Origin of the sequence: Dolichospermum sp. FACHB-1091, assembly GCF_014697585.1 — a bacterium.
GTDB lineage: Bacteria > Cyanobacteriota > Cyanobacteriia > Cyanobacteriales > Nostocaceae > Dolichospermum.
This window is the reverse complement of sequence record NZ_JACJSB010000005.1, coordinates 129,871-148,721: the sequence shown is the minus strand read 5'-3', so window position 1 is coordinate 148,721 and position 18,851 is coordinate 129,871. Positions and strand designations below refer to the sequence as shown.

Below are 18,851 nucleotides of genomic sequence, written 5' to 3'. Positions count from 1 at the left end.
TTTTAAGCTGTTTCTATTGTTTGAAATTCCATAAACTGGGCAACTGATTCTGCCAAATACCAGTCGGTTTGATCATCTATGTCTATAGATTCTAAACGAGGCGTTTCAAACAAAATCGGCTTTCTGCCAATTCTAGCACCTGTAGCAGCAAAACTCTCAGCCGTAAAGATGTAGAGGTTAGAGTTTTCTTCATACCAAGGTTCTAAATCTTGAGTTCTAATCAAGTTATTAGGGTCATGATTGATTGCTGTACCATCTTCTCGATAAAACCGTGTTTGAAAGCGATTGACTGTAAATAAGGAGTCTGCACTACCATTTTCCCTGGCATCTAAAAACCGCTGTAGCGCCTTTTGAATAGTTGCGGAACTCAAGAGAGGATTGGTTGTATGAGTCATGAGATAAACATCCGCTGGGACATTAGCGATATCATCTCCTATGACTAGATTCATACTGACAAAATCACCGCAAATCTCTGGTTTTCTGTCTCTTATTTGTACTTTTTCTGAATCAACTAATTGATGTGATGCTAAAATGGCACGAGCATCAGTATTAATGACAACTTTTGAGATTTCGGGAATTGAAGTCAGGCTATCCAATATCCATTGAAAAAGCGGTTTTTTATGCAGAAATTTAAAATTTTTGCCTTTAACTCTTTCACTGTTGGCTTTCATTGGTAAAAGAGCAACTATTTTTAATGTTTTTGACATGATGGCTGCTTTTGTTGTGTCTGAATAATGATTTAAGAATCAATTTAAGAATAATTTTCCTTAGAAATATTTCGAGGATAGAAATACATTTCTTTCATTTGTGCAGAAATTTTTCTATGTTCATGGTTACCGCGATATGACCCCCAAAACTGCATTAACCGAAACATAAATATTTCACCAAGTTTACTGGATAACTTTTTCTGTTGCAGCGCACTACCAGCATCTAGTAACACCGCACTAATAAAATATCTAAGAAAATCTCCCAAGTTAATTTGTACTTCTGGCAGAATTTCTTGCAGTGCGATCGCTTCTCGCTCGTAACGCCTTTTTACCACACTCCAAGGTTCATCATGATAATGATAAACAGGTGCCTCAGCAACATAGCCAATCAAGCCACCAGCAGCAACAACTTGCTTACCTAAATACATATCTTCTAATCCGGTTATAGATTCATCGAATTTATATTTTTTCCACACACTTTTTAAAATAGCGGAGTTAGCGTTATTACAGAAAAAACTTTTCTGAGGAATTTGACTATCTTTCGGAAAGAATTTATCAAAAAGCTGATTTTCACTAAATTTTGTGGTTTCTCCACCTAATTGACGACCATAGGTAATGTCAATATTTTTAACTATCAACGGGTTGATTAAACTCATTAGCCAATACTCGTTAACTGGTACACAATGTCCACTAATAAATACTAAGTAATCTCCAGTCGCCGCCGCACAACCAATATTCAAGGAACGCCCAAATGAAAATTCGGATTTTGTGATGTGTAGAATTTTGGAATCAAATTTATTTGCGATTTCTAATGTTTTATCACTGGAGCCAGAATCAACAATTATTACTTCATAAACTAAATCATCCACTACTTGTTTTTGAATTGCTGTCAGGAGATTTTCAAGATATCGCTGCTCATTATAAGTTCTAATTATGATACTAGCAGTTAAACTCATTATTTATGACCTCAAAATAAACTGACAAGTTTACGACATTTAACAAGATTACTTTTGTATACATGGATACTTAATGCAACTCTTCAAGTCTTTCATGAGCGGGGAATCAAATCAATAGAGGAAAATAGACATCTTTAGAAATTAAGCACGTGTATCCTAGAACCTTTGTAGAGACGTAACATGAGTGGGGATTCTCGGATCTACAATCTTTACCTCCAGATGCCTATTATTGTCTATTATTACTGATGACTTTCCACAGGCTTCTTATTTACCTCTACTTTATCTCCGTAATAACCTCTAGAATAGTAGTAACCACCATAACCACTTTCCTCACTAACACCATTAACCACCATTCCCAAAACAGGCACTTTGGTCTGACTGAGTAATGATTTCGCCGACTTCAATGCTGAATACTCAACTTCGCCAGGACGGACAACCAACAATAACCCATCTACATATTTACCAACAACCAAGGGATCAGTAACGGCAGTCAAAGGTGGTGTGTCAATAATTATAAAATCATAATCGCTGGCGGCTGCTTGAATCAAATCAGCCATACACTTGGAATCTAAAAGTGTCACCGGGTTAGGTGGGATTTTTCCCGCTGGCAATACATCCAGATTAGGGAATACTTCCATGGTATTATTTTCTAACTGCGTTTGACCAGCTAAAATATTACTTAGTCCTAACAAGTTGGGTATGCCCCAAATGCGGTGCTGACGGGGACGACGCATATCGGCATCTATTAATAGCACTCGTCGTCCGACCTGGACTGCTGCTACCGCCAGATTTGCTGACACAAAGGATTTGCCCTCCCCAGATTTTGAACTAGTTATCAATATTACCCGCAACTCTTGATCAGAAACAGTGAAGCCCAGGTTGGTCTGGAGCATTTCGAAGGATGTACTAACTGGTGAATAGGGATTATCCAGCAAAGGCACTTCCACCAGACCTTCTGGCGCATTTTTCTGTGTTTTTTCACCATATTGAGGAATCGTCCCCAGCAAGGGAAAGCCCAACAACCGATTAGCTTCTTCAATATTTCTGAGGTGTTTATTCATAGATTCCAATGTTAGCGCCGTTCCCCCACCCAAAAGGATGGCAAAAAAGCCCCCTAGTAATAAGTTGAGAAGAATCTTGGGAGACACGGGAATTTCAGGAACTAAAGCATCAGAGATGATCCGCGCATTACCCACATTCTGATTTTCCAGCACTTGAACTAACTGGAATTGCCTCAGCAGTTCTTGATAAGTGGTTTGTGCCACTGTCAATTGTCGCTGTAGCTGTAACTGTTGTTGTTCTAGTCGAGGTAAGCTATCTAAGCGTTTTTTGTTGAGTATAAATACTTTCCGCAGTTCCCCGATTTGGTTTGTCAATGCTAACCTTTCTACCTCCGATTTCACTAGATCCTGAGTTAATGTTTGTTTGAGTTCTCCTATTTGCAAATTTTCTTTGGGTAAGAACTCAGAATTGCCAACGGTTTGAGTAACTCGCTCTTCTAGTTGGTTTTTCAGCGCCGCCTCTTTCATGACTAAATTAACAACTTTGGGATTATCATTGGTATAAAGAGTTCGTGCTACCGCTAGGTCGTGTTGTGTTTTCTGGTATTCTGTGAGTACCTCCTGTACAGCGGGGGACTGACTTAAGCTGCTGAGGTCTACGGCTTCTCGTGTACTCAGTTTCATTTCATTTTGTAAAGCTATGGAGCGAGTGTAAGCTGCAGCCAATTCTCCTTGGCTTTGAGTAATCGCCTCATTTAGCTTCCCTAGTGATTCCAAACTAACTTTGGCTTCTACATCCAAAGCCACCACTCGGTTTTTTTCTTTAAAGCGACGTAGGGCTATTTCTGCCGACGTAACTCGTTTCTCAGCCCTTGGTAACTCGCCGGACAAAAATTTCCGTGCGGCGATCGCTTGGGCGCGGTTAGTGCTAATATTGCTATCTAGGTAATATTTCATCAAGGAATTCACCACATTGGCTGCTTCTTGTGGATTAGTGCTTTTGTAGGAAAGCTCCAGCACATCCGTCCCTCGGATGGTTTTCAGTTTTAGTATTTTGAGGAAGTCATCTACAGAAAGTTGTTGTCCTAAATTATCCTTCAACTTCAGTTCGGTAATAGTTTTGATGACAATGGGGTACGAACGGATGATCTCGGACTCAGTATCTACTGGGTTACTTAAGTTTGTCAGTCCGCCTAGTTCTCCTACCTGTTGGGATATATCTGTGAGTGAAGAAAGCGCTGAAGCTGCATCTTTTTTGCTAAAAACTAGCTTACCTTCTGATTCGTAAACTGGTTTCATGACAAAAGTAGCAAGGGCTGTGAGTCCGAAAACAGACGCCATGACAATTGATGTCACCAGCCAACGTCTTTTGAGTATCAGCCAGTATTGTTGGATGTCAATAGATAAATCTTGGTCTTCTTGGTTATTGAACATGGGCTAATTGATTTCAGAAAATATTATGTGTATACAATTATGTGTTATGTGTTTGACGGATTATGGATTCCAGCATAGCTCGGTAATTTCATGACTTTGGAGATTAATTTTTGTTAAACGGAGTTTTTGGCTGTGTTGTGTTACATACACCCCACCTTTTACCAAGCCATCAACTTCTATTTATTCTATTTAGCTGTTTCTCTAACAGCCATGGTACAGGTTGAATGTCCCGGAATAAGGTTTATTTCATTTAATCAGGTAAAAATCTATACTAGCATGGCTATATAGCACCAAAATCAATAGTCTTTAATATAGCATAGGTCACAAATCAAATTTTACCAAATAAAATATATTCAATTATTGTCTATTATCAAAAACTTTGTTTGAAACCCCCGTCCTTCTAGGAAGGCTTTTCTTCGATGTCCGTCGTTAAAGTTAGATTTTGTACCTCATTGATTCGCAATCTGCTGTATGATATAATAACGGATAGCTACTAACTGGAAAATCCGAGTATTTTTCAACTTAAGTGGTATTAAGTAGTAGCAAATCAGATCAGAAAAAATGGATTAACAGGAAAAATTCTTAACATTAAAGATACAATTACAGTAGAGTTGAGGAGTCAGAAGAGGCGGTGTTAACCCCAAACGTCGGGAGTAAAACTCTCTTGGTGTCTGGCTTTGAAGTTAGATATTGTACTTCATTGATTCGCAATCTGCTGTATGAAGTTGATAACCAAAGGAGTTGTAAAATATACGGTATGCTAGAACTATATCAGTGGGAACTATCTCAATTCTCCGAAAAAGTCCGTCTCATCCTTGATTATAAAGGGTTAGAGTACCGCAAAATCGAAGTTGCACCGGGAATTGGACAACTGGAATTATTTAGACTGACTGGACAAAAACAAGTACCAGTGTTAAAAGATGGCAATAGATATATTTTCGATTCTACGGAAATCGCTAAGTATTTAGACTCAACATACCCAGATAGTCCGCTCATACCAACAGAACCCAAAAAACGGGCTTTGACTTTATTATTGGAGGATTGGGCAGATGAGTCAATGGGTGTAAAGGGCAGAAAGGCACTTTTTGCAGCTATTAGTCAAGACCAAAATTTCCGTAAGGCTTTGTTACCAGTTTCAACCCCAGATATTCTCAGAAATTTTGTCGAAGGTGTTCCTGGTGATTTTCTGTCTGTACTAGGTTTTGGGGTGGGTTTGACAACGGATGCGGTAAATGCGGCTATTATTAGCTTAAAAAAAGATTTGGAAATTATTACCCAATTATTGGCAGATAGTCCCTATTTAACAGGTGATGAGCCAACTTTAGCAGATTTAGCAGTAGCTAGTTTGTCAATGCTTTTAAAGTTTCCTGAAGGTGCTTACTTAGATTTACCAGTCTCTCTGAGAGGGAAAGGGTTGTCTAGTATAGCTGATAATCCCGATTATGAAGCATTTTTCGCCTGGCGCGATCGCATTTACTCACAATTTAGAAAACCATTACCAGGAATTACACCACCGGTGGGAAATGCACCTACAAACATTAACATTGATTAAGGAATTGGTAATTGGTCATCATCTTTTCCCCTATTCCCTGTTCCCTGACAACGAACAAGTGACAACTGACAACGGATAAGTAATAAAATTAACATGAATTGGGGACAGCCATTAGGTTCAGTTATTGAAGGTTCTCTGACCGGAGGGTTAGAAGTCAGATTACACCCAGATATCTCCGTAGAAGATATGCGGGTAGGTAAATTTCTCGTGGTAGAAGGGGTACGCTCTCGTTTTTTCTGTCTCCTAACAGATGTATCTTTAGGAACTGCAAATGACCGCATTGTTGCTAGTCCTCCCAATTGGGAAGATAGTTTTTTGCGCGAGGTATTAGCCGGTAGTGGTACTTATGGAATGATTAACCTAGCACCAATGTTGATGTTTACCCCCGAATCTCAAGAACCTGTTTTTTCCACCAATGGTAAATCCCCTAATTCTTTTATACCATCTTCTACGGGTTTAGCATCCTTTCAACCCCAAACCAGTACGACGATGGAATTATTACCTGTTAAAACTATTCCTAGTCACTTTAGCCAAGTTTACGAAGCAACCGAAGACGACTTTCGTAAGGTGTTTGGTTGGGAAGATGATCCTCAACGTAAAAACTTTTCTATCGGTAAACCATTAGATATGGATGTGCCGATTTGTATTGATTTAAATCGCTTTGTGGAACGGAGTAATGGTATTTTTGGTAAATCTGGTACTGGTAAATCTTTTCTCACTCGTTTAATTTTAGCTGGAGTGATTCGTAAAAATGCGGCTGTTAATTTGATTTTTGATATGCACTCGGAATATGGTTGGGAAGCAGTCGCAGAAGGGAAAAACGTTAATACTGTGAAGGGTTTAAAACAGTTATTTCCTGGAAAAGTGGAAGTTTACACCCTTGATCCAGACTCGACTAAACGCCGAGGTGTTAGGGACGCTCAAGAACTCTACCTTAGTTATGAACAGGTAGAAGTTGAAGATATTAAATTATGTAATCGTGAGTTAGGACTCTCAGAAGCGGCATTGGATAATGCTAATATTCTATTTAGCGAGTTGGGTAAATCTTGGATTATTCAATTGCTGAATATGAGTAATGAAGATATTGAGATGTTTTGTGCAGAAAAAAGAGGACACAAAGGCTCAATTATGTCGTTACAGCGTAAACTATTACGTTTAGACAGTTTAAAGTATATGCGTAGTGCTTGTCCACAAAATTATGTTAAAAATATAGTTCAATCTTTAGAAGCGGGAAAAAACGTAGTTATTGAATTTGGTTCCCAGTCAAATATGCTTTCATATATGTTAGTGACAAATATGATCACTAGACGGATACATGAGCATTATGTCAGAAAAGCTGATAAATTTCTCCAAAGTAAAAATCCTTTAGATCGGCCAACACCACTAATGATTACAATAGAGGAAGCACACCGCTTTCTTGACCCAGGAGTTGTCCAAAGTACGATTTTTGGGACTATTGCTAGAGAACTGCGGAAGTATTTTGTCACACTTTTGGTAGTTGATCAACGTCCATCAGGGATAGATAATGAAGTTATGTCCCAGATAGGGACTCGTATTACGGCTTTACTCAATGATGAGAAAGATATTGATGCTATTTTTACGGGTGTATCCGGTGGGGGGGGTTTACGTTCAGTCTTAGCTAAGTTAGACTCTAAACAACAAGCTTTGATTTTAGGACATGCTGTTCCTATGCCGGTGGTTGTGCGTACCCGCCCTTATGATACCACATTTTACGCTGAAATTGGGGATGTGGCTTGGGAAGAAAAGTCAGATGAAGAAGTATTCACCGCTGCTGAATTAGCTAAAGCGGACTTAGGCTTTTAGTTTTAAATTAACAACGGACAACGGACAACGGACAACTTCATAAAATCCCTCCATAATCTAAATAAATCAAGTTCGGTTATCCGGCCACTTGAAAGCAACTGAAGAGGAGCTTTTTGCGTCACCATGGATATGCTGGCAGGGTTTTTGAAAGTTAAGGTATGGTGGTATGCTCTTGAATGACATACAAAATTTACCTAGAAAATTATCCACCAAAACACTTTCAATTCTGTTCCCCGTTCCCCACTATGAAGTAGTTCTCTAATTTTTGGCTTGATGACTGAAACATTTAAAATTTGGGATTAAAATTTGGGAACTTTACTATTGCTATTGAGTCTGTTTTTGACATAATCACCGACCTGAAGGAACGGTGATTATTGACGGTTCACAGCAACCTGCTACCCAAGTAGTCTTATAGTCGCTCCCTGTCCGTTTAAAGTCTCCTAACGCCATAAGGTTAATGTTTTTATTGTGGCACAAATTCCGTAAAGCTGCCTTTCTTTCTAGGAAGAAGTTTAAAACCTAAATTTTCGATCAAAAAGAAGGACTGTTTTTAACAGTCAGGTGTATTCTTAGTGGTGGAAAATTGAGGGGAGGTGGGGATATCTATATCTTAATCTTAGAGTAGTAATACCCACGTAATATCTTGATCAATGTAATGATTAATGGTAAGTTTCCATAAGCAGACCTATGTATTTTATAGATTTTAAGCTTAGGAGTTTTCGGAATTGCCAGACTTACCGTTGTTGAAAAAAAATATTGATTATGTTTAAAAAGTAAAAAGTAGAGGATAAAAGCAACAATGCCTAATGTTAAAAATCATACAGAAAATATCAATACCAAATTTACAGCTGATATGGTGCGGACTTATCTACGGGAAATTGGCCGTGTACCTTTGTTAAGCCGTGAACAGGAAATTGTTTACGGTAAGCAAGTACAGCAAATGATGGTAATACTAGAAGCTAAGGAAGCTTTACGCAAGGAAATTGATCATGAACCCAGTTTAGCAGAATGGGCTGCCCATGTTAACCATTCAGAAACAGAATTAAATCATCTCATGGTACAAGGTAGACGAGCCAAGCAAAAAATGATTGAAGCCAATTTGCGCTTGGTTGTAGCTATTGCGAAAAAATATCAAAAGCGAAATATGGAATTTCTGGATTTAATTCAGGAAGGGACTTTGGGGTTAGAACGAGGTGTAGAAAAATTTGATCCTACCCGAGGTTATAAGTTCTCAACTTATGCTTATTGGTGGATTCGTCAAGCAATTACCAGGGCGATCGCCCAACAAGGTCGGACTATCCGCTTACCAATCCATATTACCGAGAAATTGAACAAAATTAAAAAAGTTCAGCGGGAATTGGCGCAAAAGCTAGGAAGGTCGCCCACACCAGTCGAAATTGCTCAAGAATTGGAGTTAGAACCCGCTCAAATTCGTGAATATCTAAACATGGCGCGTCAACCAGTCTCTTTAGACGTGCGTGTTGGTGATAACCAAGATACTGAGTTACAAGAAATGTTAGAAGATGATAGTCCTTCCCCTGAGCATTATACCACCCAGGAATTTCTGCGTCAGGACTTGAATAACTTACTGGCTGAACTCACACCCCAACAGCGTCAAGTTGTAGCCTTACGCTTTGGTTTAGAAGACGGAAATGAAATGTCCTTAGCGAAAGTTGGAGAACGATTAAACCTGAGTCGGGAACGAGTTCGCCAATTGGAGCATCAAGCTCTTGCACACCTACGTCGCCGCCGCGCTAATGTTAAGGAATACGTTGCGAGTTAGAAATATAAACGCGCACGAGGGTGTTTTAAATGATATCAATTGGATATACGCCTCCTGAACCCAGGGGGTAATTTTTACGATTTATTGTGCGAAATTTGTGAATTAGCCCTTGTATGTATTGATAAGTTAAGGAATTAAGGAGGTTTGACAATTTGTTCTCAAATACTGATATAAAAATGAACTGTATTATTGATCACTGAAAAATACAGGAGTATGGGCTTAAATGAGACATAAAATTTACCTAAAGCACTAGAGAAAACAAATTTTCGCTGCTATAGAACTCGTATTTGATTTTTGAAAAAAATTAGGTATTGTAGGGTGCTTTACTACTGCATAAATTCTATCAATAAACAGATTTGTAATATCTGACGCACCAACCGTATCTTTTCATAAATCAAATATTATTCCTATATACAGCATTACAACGACAAAGTAAAAAAGGATCAAATGTTGATTTTACATCCCTCAAATGGATGAATTGATTAAGTGAAACATAAATTTATTAAATAATAATTAAATCAGATTATTCCCAAAAATTCTATAAACAGCGATTTTTTGATGATTTAGAATCAAAATATATAGATGAAACTTTTGAGGGAATTTTTGGTAATTAGTATTTAGTTATTATTTGAGGACGCGAAAAAAAAAGTTAAGTTTGTTACAGGAGAAATGGTATGCTTGATTATATTTCTAAATTCATTACTTCCAGTAAATTAAAATTTCCCGTTGCTGGCTTGGTTTTTTCCGTTGGTGTTTTAGGTATTGTTTATTCCAGTCAACAACATCAAAAGCTGTTATCACTAACAACTTTGTCCACTAATTATGTATCACATAATCATCAGAATGAGATTAATTCTGAATCTTCCATTAGATCACGAGTTGGAGAAATAAAACAGGAGAAAGTTAAAAAATCTCAAGTGGCTAATTCCTATCAATTATCTCCTGATAAATTGACAGAAAACATCACAACATTATCCGCAAATACAAGAAAATTAGGGAAAAAAGAAAAACTCCAATTTCCAGAACAAGATGGTATTTATCTCTATGGACAATCATCAACACCAAATCAATTAGGACAAGGTTATATTGTCTTTGAAAAACACCAAAGTAAAATCATTGGTGCTTTGTATGTTCCTCAATCTGAATTTAGTTGTTTTCAAGGTAGTTTGGCTAAGTCAGGAGAATTAGCCATGACAGTGAAAAGTTACCCTGGTGAAGCCGGGACAATGGAGGTGGCGACAACAAGTACAATCCCTAAAATTAATGAAAATGAGTTGACAACCTATCCCTATTCAGTAACTTTACAAGACTATCAACAATTAAATTCTGTAAGTTCTAATGATAGGGAAATTTTACAGATATGTCAACAGGAAAGTGATGGTTTTAGGTAATTAATAAACTGGCGATAGATATTTGAATATCTACCACCGATACAAATTACTTTGTTAATTCTTTGTTAATTCTTAATATTCAATTCCTGCTTGCGCCTTCACACCTTGATCCTTAAAAGGATGTTTAATTAAGGTCATTTCAGTGACTAAATCAGCCTTTTCAATTAATGCGGGTGGTGCGCCTCTTCCCGTGAGAATTACGTGCTTTTCCGGTGGTTTTTCAGCTAAACCTGCTAATACTTGTTCAACTTGTAAATAACCCATTTTCAAAGCAATATTAATTTCATCTAAAAGCACTAATTTAAAATCGGGATTTTTGATAAATTCTAGGGATTTTTCCCAAGCAGCAGCGGCTTTATCCAAATCCCGATCACGATCTTGAGTTTCCCATGTAAAGCCTTCCCCCATAGCATGAAATTCTAGTTGGTTTTCCCAATGACTAAAAGCGCGTTTTTCTGCTGGTTCCCACGCGCCTTTAATGAATTGAATTATGGCTACTTTGTATCCATGACCAAGGGATCTTAAAACCATTCCCAAAGCCGCAGTAGTTTTACCTTTTCCATGACCAGTATTGACGATAATTAAGCCTTTTTCTGGTATGGCTTTAGCTATTCTTTGGTCTTGAATTTCTTTCCGTCGCTGCATTTTTTGACGGTATTTTTCATCAGTTTGCGATGATGATATTACCTCATCAATTAAACGGGAAATTTCTTGATCTGGATTTAATTCTTCTGGTGTGTCGCTTTTCATAAACCCTGTTGATAAATAACTGTTAAGACTAGGAGCATGAAGTATAATTTTCGTGTTTTGACAAATTCATTAGTTATGATAGACCAGAAATTACATAAATTCTGTTAGCTACGATCTGAATAATTTGTTTTATATTCTGCTTCAAGTCGTTGACATTCTTCTTGATATCGAGCAAATTCAATATCTAGTGATTCCTTATTAGCATAATAATAAGCCAACGCAGTGTAAATACCTGCAATTGTCAAATAAGGCTTATCTTCAATAATTTCTTCTGGGGTCATACCAGATTTAATTTCATTGACAATATACTGAACAGTAATACGAGTATCAGCAATTCGCGGACGACCACCACAAGTATCTGGTGTGCTAACAATTAAAGTAGAAATATCAATATTTGGGTTACGTCGCAACAATCCCCTGACAATAGTATTATCAAAATTCTCATCAGCCAGCAGTTTCAACATACTTCCCGTTCTGCTTTCCGCGCCAGCAATCTATTACGCAACCCTTGGGGGTCAAATCTGACCTCATTTATTCTACGAATTTCCTGTGCTTGTTGCTGTCTTTTCTGTAAATACACTTCCACTTCTTGTTGATGATTGAGATAGAAGGCAATGGTAGCATAAATATCAGCAAGTTTAAGGGATGGATAACGATAAGCAATTTCTTCTGCTGTTGTTCCTTGTTTAAAAACAGCAATTACCGTATCGAGTGTTACACGAGTTTTACCTATCCTAATCACACCATCAGTGGTAAATTCCAATGGTGCTGGTTCAGATACAATTCCTTCAGAGAGACTCACTAAAGCTTGTGCCATAATTAATAACAAGTTAGTTGTCTTTAATCATAGCAAATAATAGAAATACAAAACTGTATTAATCCCTCAGTATACCATTAAGGATTGTCCCTAACTCATATCGCTAAATAACATTTTAGGAACTTCCGTACAAATACGATAACATTATATTCGGCATATTTAGTATTCAGGATTCCTCAAAAATGTCACAAAAACAAGGTAAGAAAATTGCACCTACTCCCATATCTAACAATGTTAGCGTGGTTGATTTGATTGATACCTATTTTACCGCCTACAACTCAGCCCGGTTGCGGGAAGCCTGTCAACTGCTGACTAAGGAAGTGTTTCAAGAAGGTGTCACCGTAGGCGTTAGCCTGTCTGGGGCTATGACACCCGCAGGTTTTGGGGTTTCCGCCCTTGCGCCGCTAATTCGCAATGGTTTTATTGACTGGATGATTTGCACAGGTGCGAATCTTTACCATGATATGCATTATGGTTTGGGCTTTGAACTATTTGCTGGTAGTCCGTTTTTAGATGATGTCAAATTGCGGGAAGAAGGGACAATCAGAATTTATGACATTATTTTCGGTTACGATGTACTCCTAGAAACCGACGCTTTTATCCGTAAAGTTCTCCAAGCTGAACCTTTTCAAAAGCGTATGGGAACGGCGGAATTTCATTATTTACTCGGTAAGTGCGTGTGGGAAATAGAACAGCAATTGGGGGTGAAAAATTCCTGTTTGTTGGCGACGGCCTATGAATGTGGCGTACCTATTTACACTTCTTCTCCTGGTGATAGTTCTATCGGTATGAATGTCGCCGCCTTAGCTTTAGAAGGTTCAAAATTGGTATTAGATCCGGCTATTGATGTCAATGAAACCGCAGCGATTGTTTATGGAGCGCGAGAAAATGAAGGCACAAGTGCGGCAGTAATTATTGGTGGTGGTAGTCCTAAAAACTTTTTACTACAAACACAACCGCAAATACACGAGGTGTTAGGATTGGAAGAACGGGGACATGATTTCTTTGTTCAGTTTACTGATGCACGTCCTGATACTGGTGGTTTATCTGGGGCGACTCCCGCTGAAGCTGTGAGTTGGGGTAAAATTGATCCCGATGAATTACCTAGTGCTATTGTTTGTTATACTGATAGTACGATCGCTTTGCCTTTAATGACAGCTTATGTCCTGAATCAATGTCCACCTCGTTCCCTGAAGCGGTTGTATGATCAACGTCAAACTTTATTAGATACATTGCAAAAAGATTATCTAGCAGCTAAAGACAAGCCTGTAAGTGAGGATAGTGATCCCAAAGTAGCAACTTATCCTTGCGGTACACCTGTGAAAGGTTAGGGTTTTATTATCATATTGTGGGCGATAGCGAAGCGCTCCGCAGGAATAGCCCCTACATTTATCAGAAAACGCCGTAGTACCCCATCCCTCTACAGGGTGGGGATGTAAGTAAGGCGGGTAAAAATTAAACACCATCAACCCTTTGTGGTGTAGATTTTGTCATGATTCATTACCTGATTAAAGTGTATTGTCTATTTTAACCTAAAAAACGACTATTAAAAATCTCTGACAATCATTCAACTATTCCTGCTTAATTGCACTGATTAAAATTCCTAAAATCTTTTTCACATCCTTGATATAATATTCAGTTAAATCAATAGAAATAGTTTTATCTTCTAACTTCAAAAACTGCCAAATAGTACCGATAGTTACAGCACCATAAACAATCTTAATCGCATTTTGTTTTTGTTCATTAAACAATTGAGCAGCCAACATTTCAGCTATACATTGAGCTAAACCTAATTTCAAGTTTTCATTTTTACTTTCTACCAATGTAATTATAGGTGCGCGAATAAAAAGCTGTTCTTTAGAAAGACTAATTAGAAAATCACAAAAACCATTTAAACCTTGTTGATTATCAACATTAAAATCTACTCCCGAAAATAAACTGATTTCATTATTTAACTTTCTTCTTACTTCAAGTAAAATTGGACTAATTATCATCTCAGAACGGGCTTTTTCAGTATTAATTGAAACGGCTAAATCAACATTTTCCTTGAGGATTGTTGTTAGTAAATTACTAGGTTCTTCCTCTGGTACATCTGCAAATAATCCTGATACTTCATTTAATGTCAATTCAAATTTTTGGATAATTTCACTTAATTTAAAATCACTGTAAGCCATCTTTATTTACCTTGTTACTTTTAATAATTAGTTGGGAGAAAAAGTTTATTTTTACAATTGATTACTTCTCAGGTAGAAAAAGCCTGTCTTCTGGCTTTTCTGTGAGCTTTTTGTTCTTGGGTCTACTGAATTTCGGGAAATACTCGACCACGTCGGACAACCCTTAACCCATTGAAAATTTGATTAATCACTTGAGTGTGTGGTCTACTTTAACCTAAAAAACGACTATTAAAAATAGTCGAGGTTTTTGCTTGCAAAAAAAAACGCCAATAAAGAAGATCAAGGGGTTGACATTTGCTTTTAAATTTGTTATCATGGAGTTGATAAGGAAGAACTATCTTATTATAAATTAGTTGGCATAAAATAATACCCACTCAGTTTTAATACTGGTGGGTATTAATTAAATCAGTGCCGCAGGGATGCGATCTTCGTAAAACTACTTACTTTCGGTAAAATCAGCATCAATGACATCATCACCAGAGGGAGCAGAACCACCACCGGGGGATTGAGCGCCAGCAGCACCAGCATCACCACCAGCTTGTTGGTAAATATTACTACCAATAGCAAAGAGAGCTTGTTGCAGTTCTGGTGTTAATTTCTGGATTTGAGCATCATCTTCCTTGGCTATAGCGTCCCGAACTTCTTTAACTAAACCCTCAACCTTAGTCTTATCAGCAGCGGGGACTTTATCACCCAATTCTTGTAACTGCTTTTCTGCTTGATAAGCTAAAGTATCAGCTTGGTTTTTGCGTTCAATTTTTTCACGGCGCTCTTTATCAGAAGAAGCATTTTTCTCAGCTTCTCTGACCATGCGTTCTACATCATTCTTGTCAAGAGTAGAAGCACCTGTTATACTAATAGATTGTTCCTTACCAGTACCCTTATCCTTAGCAGCAACGTTGAGAATACCGTTAGCGTCAATATCAAAAGTAACTTCAATTTGGGGAACACCACGAGGAGCAGGAGGAATACCATCCAAACGGAAAGTACCTAAACTCTTGTTATCATTAGCAAATTCTCTCTCACCTTGGAGAACGTGAATTTCCACATTAGTTTGTCCGTCTACAGCAGTAGAGAACACTTCTGATTTTTTGGTGGGAATTGTAGTGTTACGAGGGATAATCTTAGTCATGACACCGCCCAAGGTTTCCACACCTAAAGACAATGGTGTTACATCTAACAATAAGATACCTGTAACATCACCTGCTAAAACTCCCGCTTGAATAGCAGCACCAACAGCTACCACCTCATCAGGGTTAACGCTTTGGTTAGGATCTTTACCTAGAACTCGCTTAACCACATCCTGAACAGCAGGAATCCGAGTAGAACCACCAACAAGAACAACTTCGTCAATATTGCTTTTATTTAATTTCGCGTCTCTGAGAGCATTTTCCACCGGAATGCGGCAACGGTCAATTAAATCAGAACAGAGTTCTTCAAAAGTGGCACGGGTGAGAGTTGTATCTAAATGCTTTGGTCCATCCTGGGTAGCGGTGATAAATGGTAGGTTAATTTCCGCCTGGGTAACGCTAGAAAGTTCAATTTTAGCTTTTTCTGCCGCTTCTGTTAAACGTTGTAAAGCTTGTTTGTCCTTGCGGAGGTCAATACCTTCATCTTTTTTGAACTTTTCTGCCAAGAAATCAACGATTTTTTTATCGAAGTCGTCACCACCTAAGTGAGTATCACCAGAGGTTGATAATACTTCAAATACACCATCACCTACTTCCAGTACAGATACGTCAAAAGTACCACCACCCAAGTCAAATACGAGGATAGTTTCATTGCTCTTCTTATCAAAACCATAAGCTAGAGAAGCAGCCGTAGGTTCGTTGATAATCCGTAATACCTCAATACCAGCGATTTTACCAGCGTCCTTGGTGGCTTGACGTTGGGAGTCGTTGAAATAAGCGGGAACAGTAATTACTGCTTGGGTAACAGTTTCCCCCAGGTACTTACTAGCATCTTCCACTAATTTGCGGAGAACCTTGGCGGATATTTCTTCAGGAGCAAATTGTTTACCAGCGCCGGGAGAATCTACTTTAACATTACCACCGCTACTGAGAACCTTATAGGAAACTTCTGTAGCTTCATTAGTGATTTCGTCATAACGACGACCAATAAAGCGTTTTACAGAATAAAAAGTATTTTCGGGGTTCATTACCGCTTGACGTTTAGCGATTTGACCAACTAAATTATCACCATTTTTAGCAAAGGCAACTACAGAGGGTGTTGTTCTAAAACCTTCTGCGTTAGCGATAACTGTGGGTTTACCACCTTCCATTACTGCCACACAGGAGTTAGTCGTACCTAAATCAATTCCAACTACTTTTGCCATTTTGGTTTTTTACTCCGTATAAAATTACTAAATGAATGAATGAGAGGGAATATAAAAAAGAGCATCAGAACACTACTGAATTCTTTTTTGATAAAATTGCATTAACTAATTGTCAATGGCAATCAATTGGGTTAGGCTGTGCTGGGAATTAAACCCCAAACTAGGCTATTATCATATAAACTCAGTGGTAGCCATGCCATGAAAGGTGGTTTACCGAACCGTCAAGGGAACGGCGAATTTTATAAATTATGTCTAGTGATCTCATGGATTAATGTGCGTTCACATTGACTAATGTATGAGAATTAATACTTTCAGGAATTGGGGTGAACCGTAACTTTATAGTCGTATTTGCCGTCAAGCCCTGTGGGGAGTTAAAAATTAAGAATTAAAGAGAGAAAATTATACCCCTTACTGCGTAATTGGTAATTATTCCCCCTATACCCTGCTCCATAATGCTTTTCCTCTTGTTTTGGTTGATCGAAAAAAACTTAAGAGATCAACTACCAAACCAGGGAGAATGAGCGAGTTCATCAGCGTCATAGGCTTGACAATATACATAACAATTAAAGGTATCAAAAATTGATATTGATCCCACATTCCGCACTTCATTTTGTAGTACACAGGACTTACGCAAGTCGGTGAAGCGTCAAGAATTACCGCGCCTTTAGGTCGGTGAGTATCTCAAATTATCTATATCCTTTCCAAGTAGTTACTTCTAATTCACCTTTAGGTGTAAATACTACTTGAAAATGAGCTAGGGGTTCCTTGTTGTTCGGTGCAGCCACATTAGAGCCATAAACCGATTGAAATAGCTGGGGAAGAGGAGTTTCTCGAAAATGGTCAAAAGCAACTTGATTAAGTGGTTCATAGTCAGCAATAATACCCCCTTTATTAACCGCCACTCGATATTTCAAGTCGCTAGAGAAAGTGGGAGTAACACTCCAATTTTGACGAATTGTACTATACAGCTTTTGATTTAGATATTTGATTTGACTAGTATCAGTAATTTTCTCACCGATTACTTCCGGTGTTTTAGTGTATCCTCCCCAAGGACTAATTTGTAAAATACCTGTTTGGGTAAAGACGACTTTGAATTGAGCAATGGATTGATTGGCTTTCGCATTAGCAGGATTATAAAGGAGTTGGGGCAGTGGGGTTTTTTCTATTGCGTTACTGGCTATCTGATTTACTGCTTTATACCCAATAATACTACCATCCGCAGCAACACCTAAACGATAAACTAAATTCTCTGGTAATTCTGAGCGATTTGTCCAAGCTGGATTAATTTGATTATAAAGTTGGCGATTTAATGCCCGTAACTGGGATGAATCTGTTATTTCCGGTACTGTCTTTAAAAGTGCTTCTAAATCTTTAACTGCCGTGGGGGCTGCTGTTTCTGTGGGTGTGGTCGTGGGAGTGGCTGCTGCTATGGGTGTAGGAGAGGTTGATGGTTGAGCGGTGGTTGTAGGTATTGTAGCGCTGGTCTGCTCCTCCGGTGTCAATTCAGGTGGACGGACTTGAGGAGCAGGAATCAAGAAAAAGGCTAATGCGGCTACCGCTAGGCCGGATACGCCTACGGTAGCTGGGATTGCTTGTTTGAGTAAAATTTGACTTGAATCACCATGACGGCGAATTACTGGATATAATTCTAAGGATAATTCTGGTAAAGTTTGGCTATCAGCAAAAAACTGATCTACAGCTTCAACTAAATCAAATAATTGCACTGTATTAAGAACGATTTCAAGAGGTTCTCCTGGGTTGGTGTTTTGCCCCAGGTTATCTTGTGTCATTTCTGCATAAACAATTAACTTGTGCCTGTTGTGATCAATTTTTTGTAATTCTACTAATTCTGATTGGTGATCTTGATTGTCAATTTTTTTGCTTTGCTGGTTGGGTATATTACTTAAAAACTCTTGGGCGTAAGTGCTGACGGATCTAACTAAGCTTTCAAAAAATTCCCTTCCCCCAACTATGGGTTGAGTGTAACTGGATAAATGGCATTCCGCATTTACCAATATAGATAGTTCTGGACGCAGTTCCTGAAAGTTAGCACCCCGTGTCATGTCACTTAACCCTTCTAGAAGCAGGGTACAATTAGGTAAACTGTATTTACGTTGAATATTCATT

Annotated in this window: 14 protein-coding genes; 5 read left to right on the top strand and 9 right to left on the bottom strand. The window is 38.3% G+C overall.

The window, feature by feature from the left end; genetic code table 11:
* Positions 1 to 2 precede the first annotated feature (2 nt).
* From H6G25_RS05085 to H6G25_RS05075, 3 genes are all read right to left on the bottom strand, one after another.
* Positions 3 to 707: an acylneuraminate cytidylyltransferase family protein gene (locus H6G25_RS05085; protein ID WP_199319661.1), complete on the bottom strand. Its 705-nt coding sequence runs from the start codon at positions 705 to 707 to the stop codon at positions 3 to 5.
* Between the two features lie 44 nt (positions 708 to 751).
* On the bottom strand, positions 752 to 1,663 hold the full coding sequence (locus H6G25_RS05080; protein ID WP_190391535.1) for a glycosyltransferase family 2 protein: 912 nt from the start codon (positions 1,661 to 1,663) through the stop codon (positions 752 to 754).
* A 239-nt stretch (positions 1,664 to 1,902) separates the two neighbouring features.
* Positions 1,903 to 4,098: a polysaccharide biosynthesis tyrosine autokinase gene (locus H6G25_RS05075; RefSeq protein ID WP_190391534.1), complete on the bottom strand. Its 2,196-nt coding sequence runs from the start codon at positions 4,096 to 4,098 to the stop codon at positions 1,903 to 1,905.
* Between the two features lie 757 nt (positions 4,099 to 4,855).
* On the opposite strand from H6G25_RS05075, the gene H6G25_RS05070 reads away from it, so the two are divergent.
* From H6G25_RS05070 to H6G25_RS05055, 4 genes are all read left to right on the top strand, one after another.
* Positions 4,856 to 5,650 (top strand): glutathione S-transferase family protein, encoded by a 795-nt coding sequence (locus H6G25_RS05070; RefSeq protein ID WP_190391533.1) that lies wholly within the window; start codon positions 4,856 to 4,858, stop codon positions 5,648 to 5,650.
* A 93-nt stretch (positions 5,651 to 5,743) separates the two neighbouring features.
* Entirely contained in the window at positions 5,744 to 7,474 is a 1,731-nt protein-coding gene (locus H6G25_RS05065) for an ATP-binding protein (protein WP_190391532.1), read from the top strand.
* 799 nt (positions 7,475 to 8,273) lie between these two features.
* Positions 8,274 to 9,257, top strand: a complete 984-nt coding sequence (locus H6G25_RS05060) for an RNA polymerase sigma factor, RpoD/SigA family (RefSeq protein WP_190391531.1) — start codon at positions 8,274 to 8,276, stop codon at positions 9,255 to 9,257.
* A 674-nt stretch (positions 9,258 to 9,931) separates the two neighbouring features.
* Positions 9,932 to 10,648, top strand: a complete 717-nt coding sequence (locus H6G25_RS05055) for a hypothetical protein (RefSeq protein WP_190391530.1) — start codon at positions 9,932 to 9,934, stop codon at positions 10,646 to 10,648.
* 72 nt (positions 10,649 to 10,720) lie between these two features.
* Here the strand turns inward: H6G25_RS05055 and cobO are convergent, their stop codons facing one another.
* The 3 genes from cobO to H6G25_RS05040 form a co-directional block, all read right to left on the bottom strand.
* Positions 10,721 to 11,398, bottom strand: coding sequence for a cob(I)yrinic acid a,c-diamide adenosyltransferase (cobO, locus tag H6G25_RS05050; protein WP_190391529.1), 678 nt, complete (start codon positions 11,396 to 11,398; stop codon positions 10,721 to 10,723).
* Positions 11,399 to 11,502: 104 nt separating this feature from the next.
* The gene (locus H6G25_RS05045) at positions 11,503 to 11,862 is read right to left on the bottom strand and encodes a DUF433 domain-containing protein (RefSeq protein ID WP_242034886.1); all 360 of its coding nucleotides are present in this window, start codon (positions 11,860 to 11,862) and stop codon (positions 11,503 to 11,505) included.
* Positions 11,856 to 12,215: a DUF433 domain-containing protein gene (locus H6G25_RS05040; RefSeq protein WP_190391528.1), complete on the bottom strand. Its 360-nt coding sequence runs from the start codon at positions 12,213 to 12,215 to the stop codon at positions 11,856 to 11,858. The genes H6G25_RS05045 and H6G25_RS05040 overlap by 7 nt, the downstream gene beginning before the upstream one ends.
* Positions 12,216 to 12,397: 182 nt before the next feature.
* Between H6G25_RS05040 and speY the strand changes: the two genes are divergently transcribed.
* Positions 12,398 to 13,546: a deoxyhypusine synthase gene (speY, locus tag H6G25_RS05035; protein WP_190391527.1), complete on the top strand. Its 1,149-nt coding sequence runs from the start codon at positions 12,398 to 12,400 to the stop codon at positions 13,544 to 13,546.
* Between the two features lie 240 nt (positions 13,547 to 13,786).
* Here the strand turns inward: speY and H6G25_RS05030 are convergent, their stop codons facing one another.
* The 3 genes from H6G25_RS05030 to H6G25_RS05020 all read right to left on the bottom strand — a co-directional run bounded on the left by H6G25_RS05030 (position 13,787) and on the right by H6G25_RS05020 (position 18,850).
* Positions 13,787 to 14,389, bottom strand: coding sequence for a hypothetical protein (locus H6G25_RS05030; RefSeq protein WP_190391526.1), 603 nt, complete (start codon positions 14,387 to 14,389; stop codon positions 13,787 to 13,789).
* Positions 14,390 to 14,825: 436 nt separating this feature from the next.
* A complete protein-coding gene (gene dnaK, locus H6G25_RS05025; protein ID WP_190391525.1) occupies positions 14,826 to 16,724 on the bottom strand; it encodes a molecular chaperone DnaK in 1,899 nt (632 codons plus the stop codon).
* A gap of 686 nt (positions 16,725 to 17,410) precedes the next feature.
* Positions 17,411 to 18,850, bottom strand: a complete 1,440-nt coding sequence (locus H6G25_RS05020; RefSeq protein ID WP_190391524.1) for a DUF4335 domain-containing protein — start codon at positions 18,848 to 18,850, stop codon at positions 17,411 to 17,413.
* Position 18,851 lies beyond the last annotated feature (1 nt).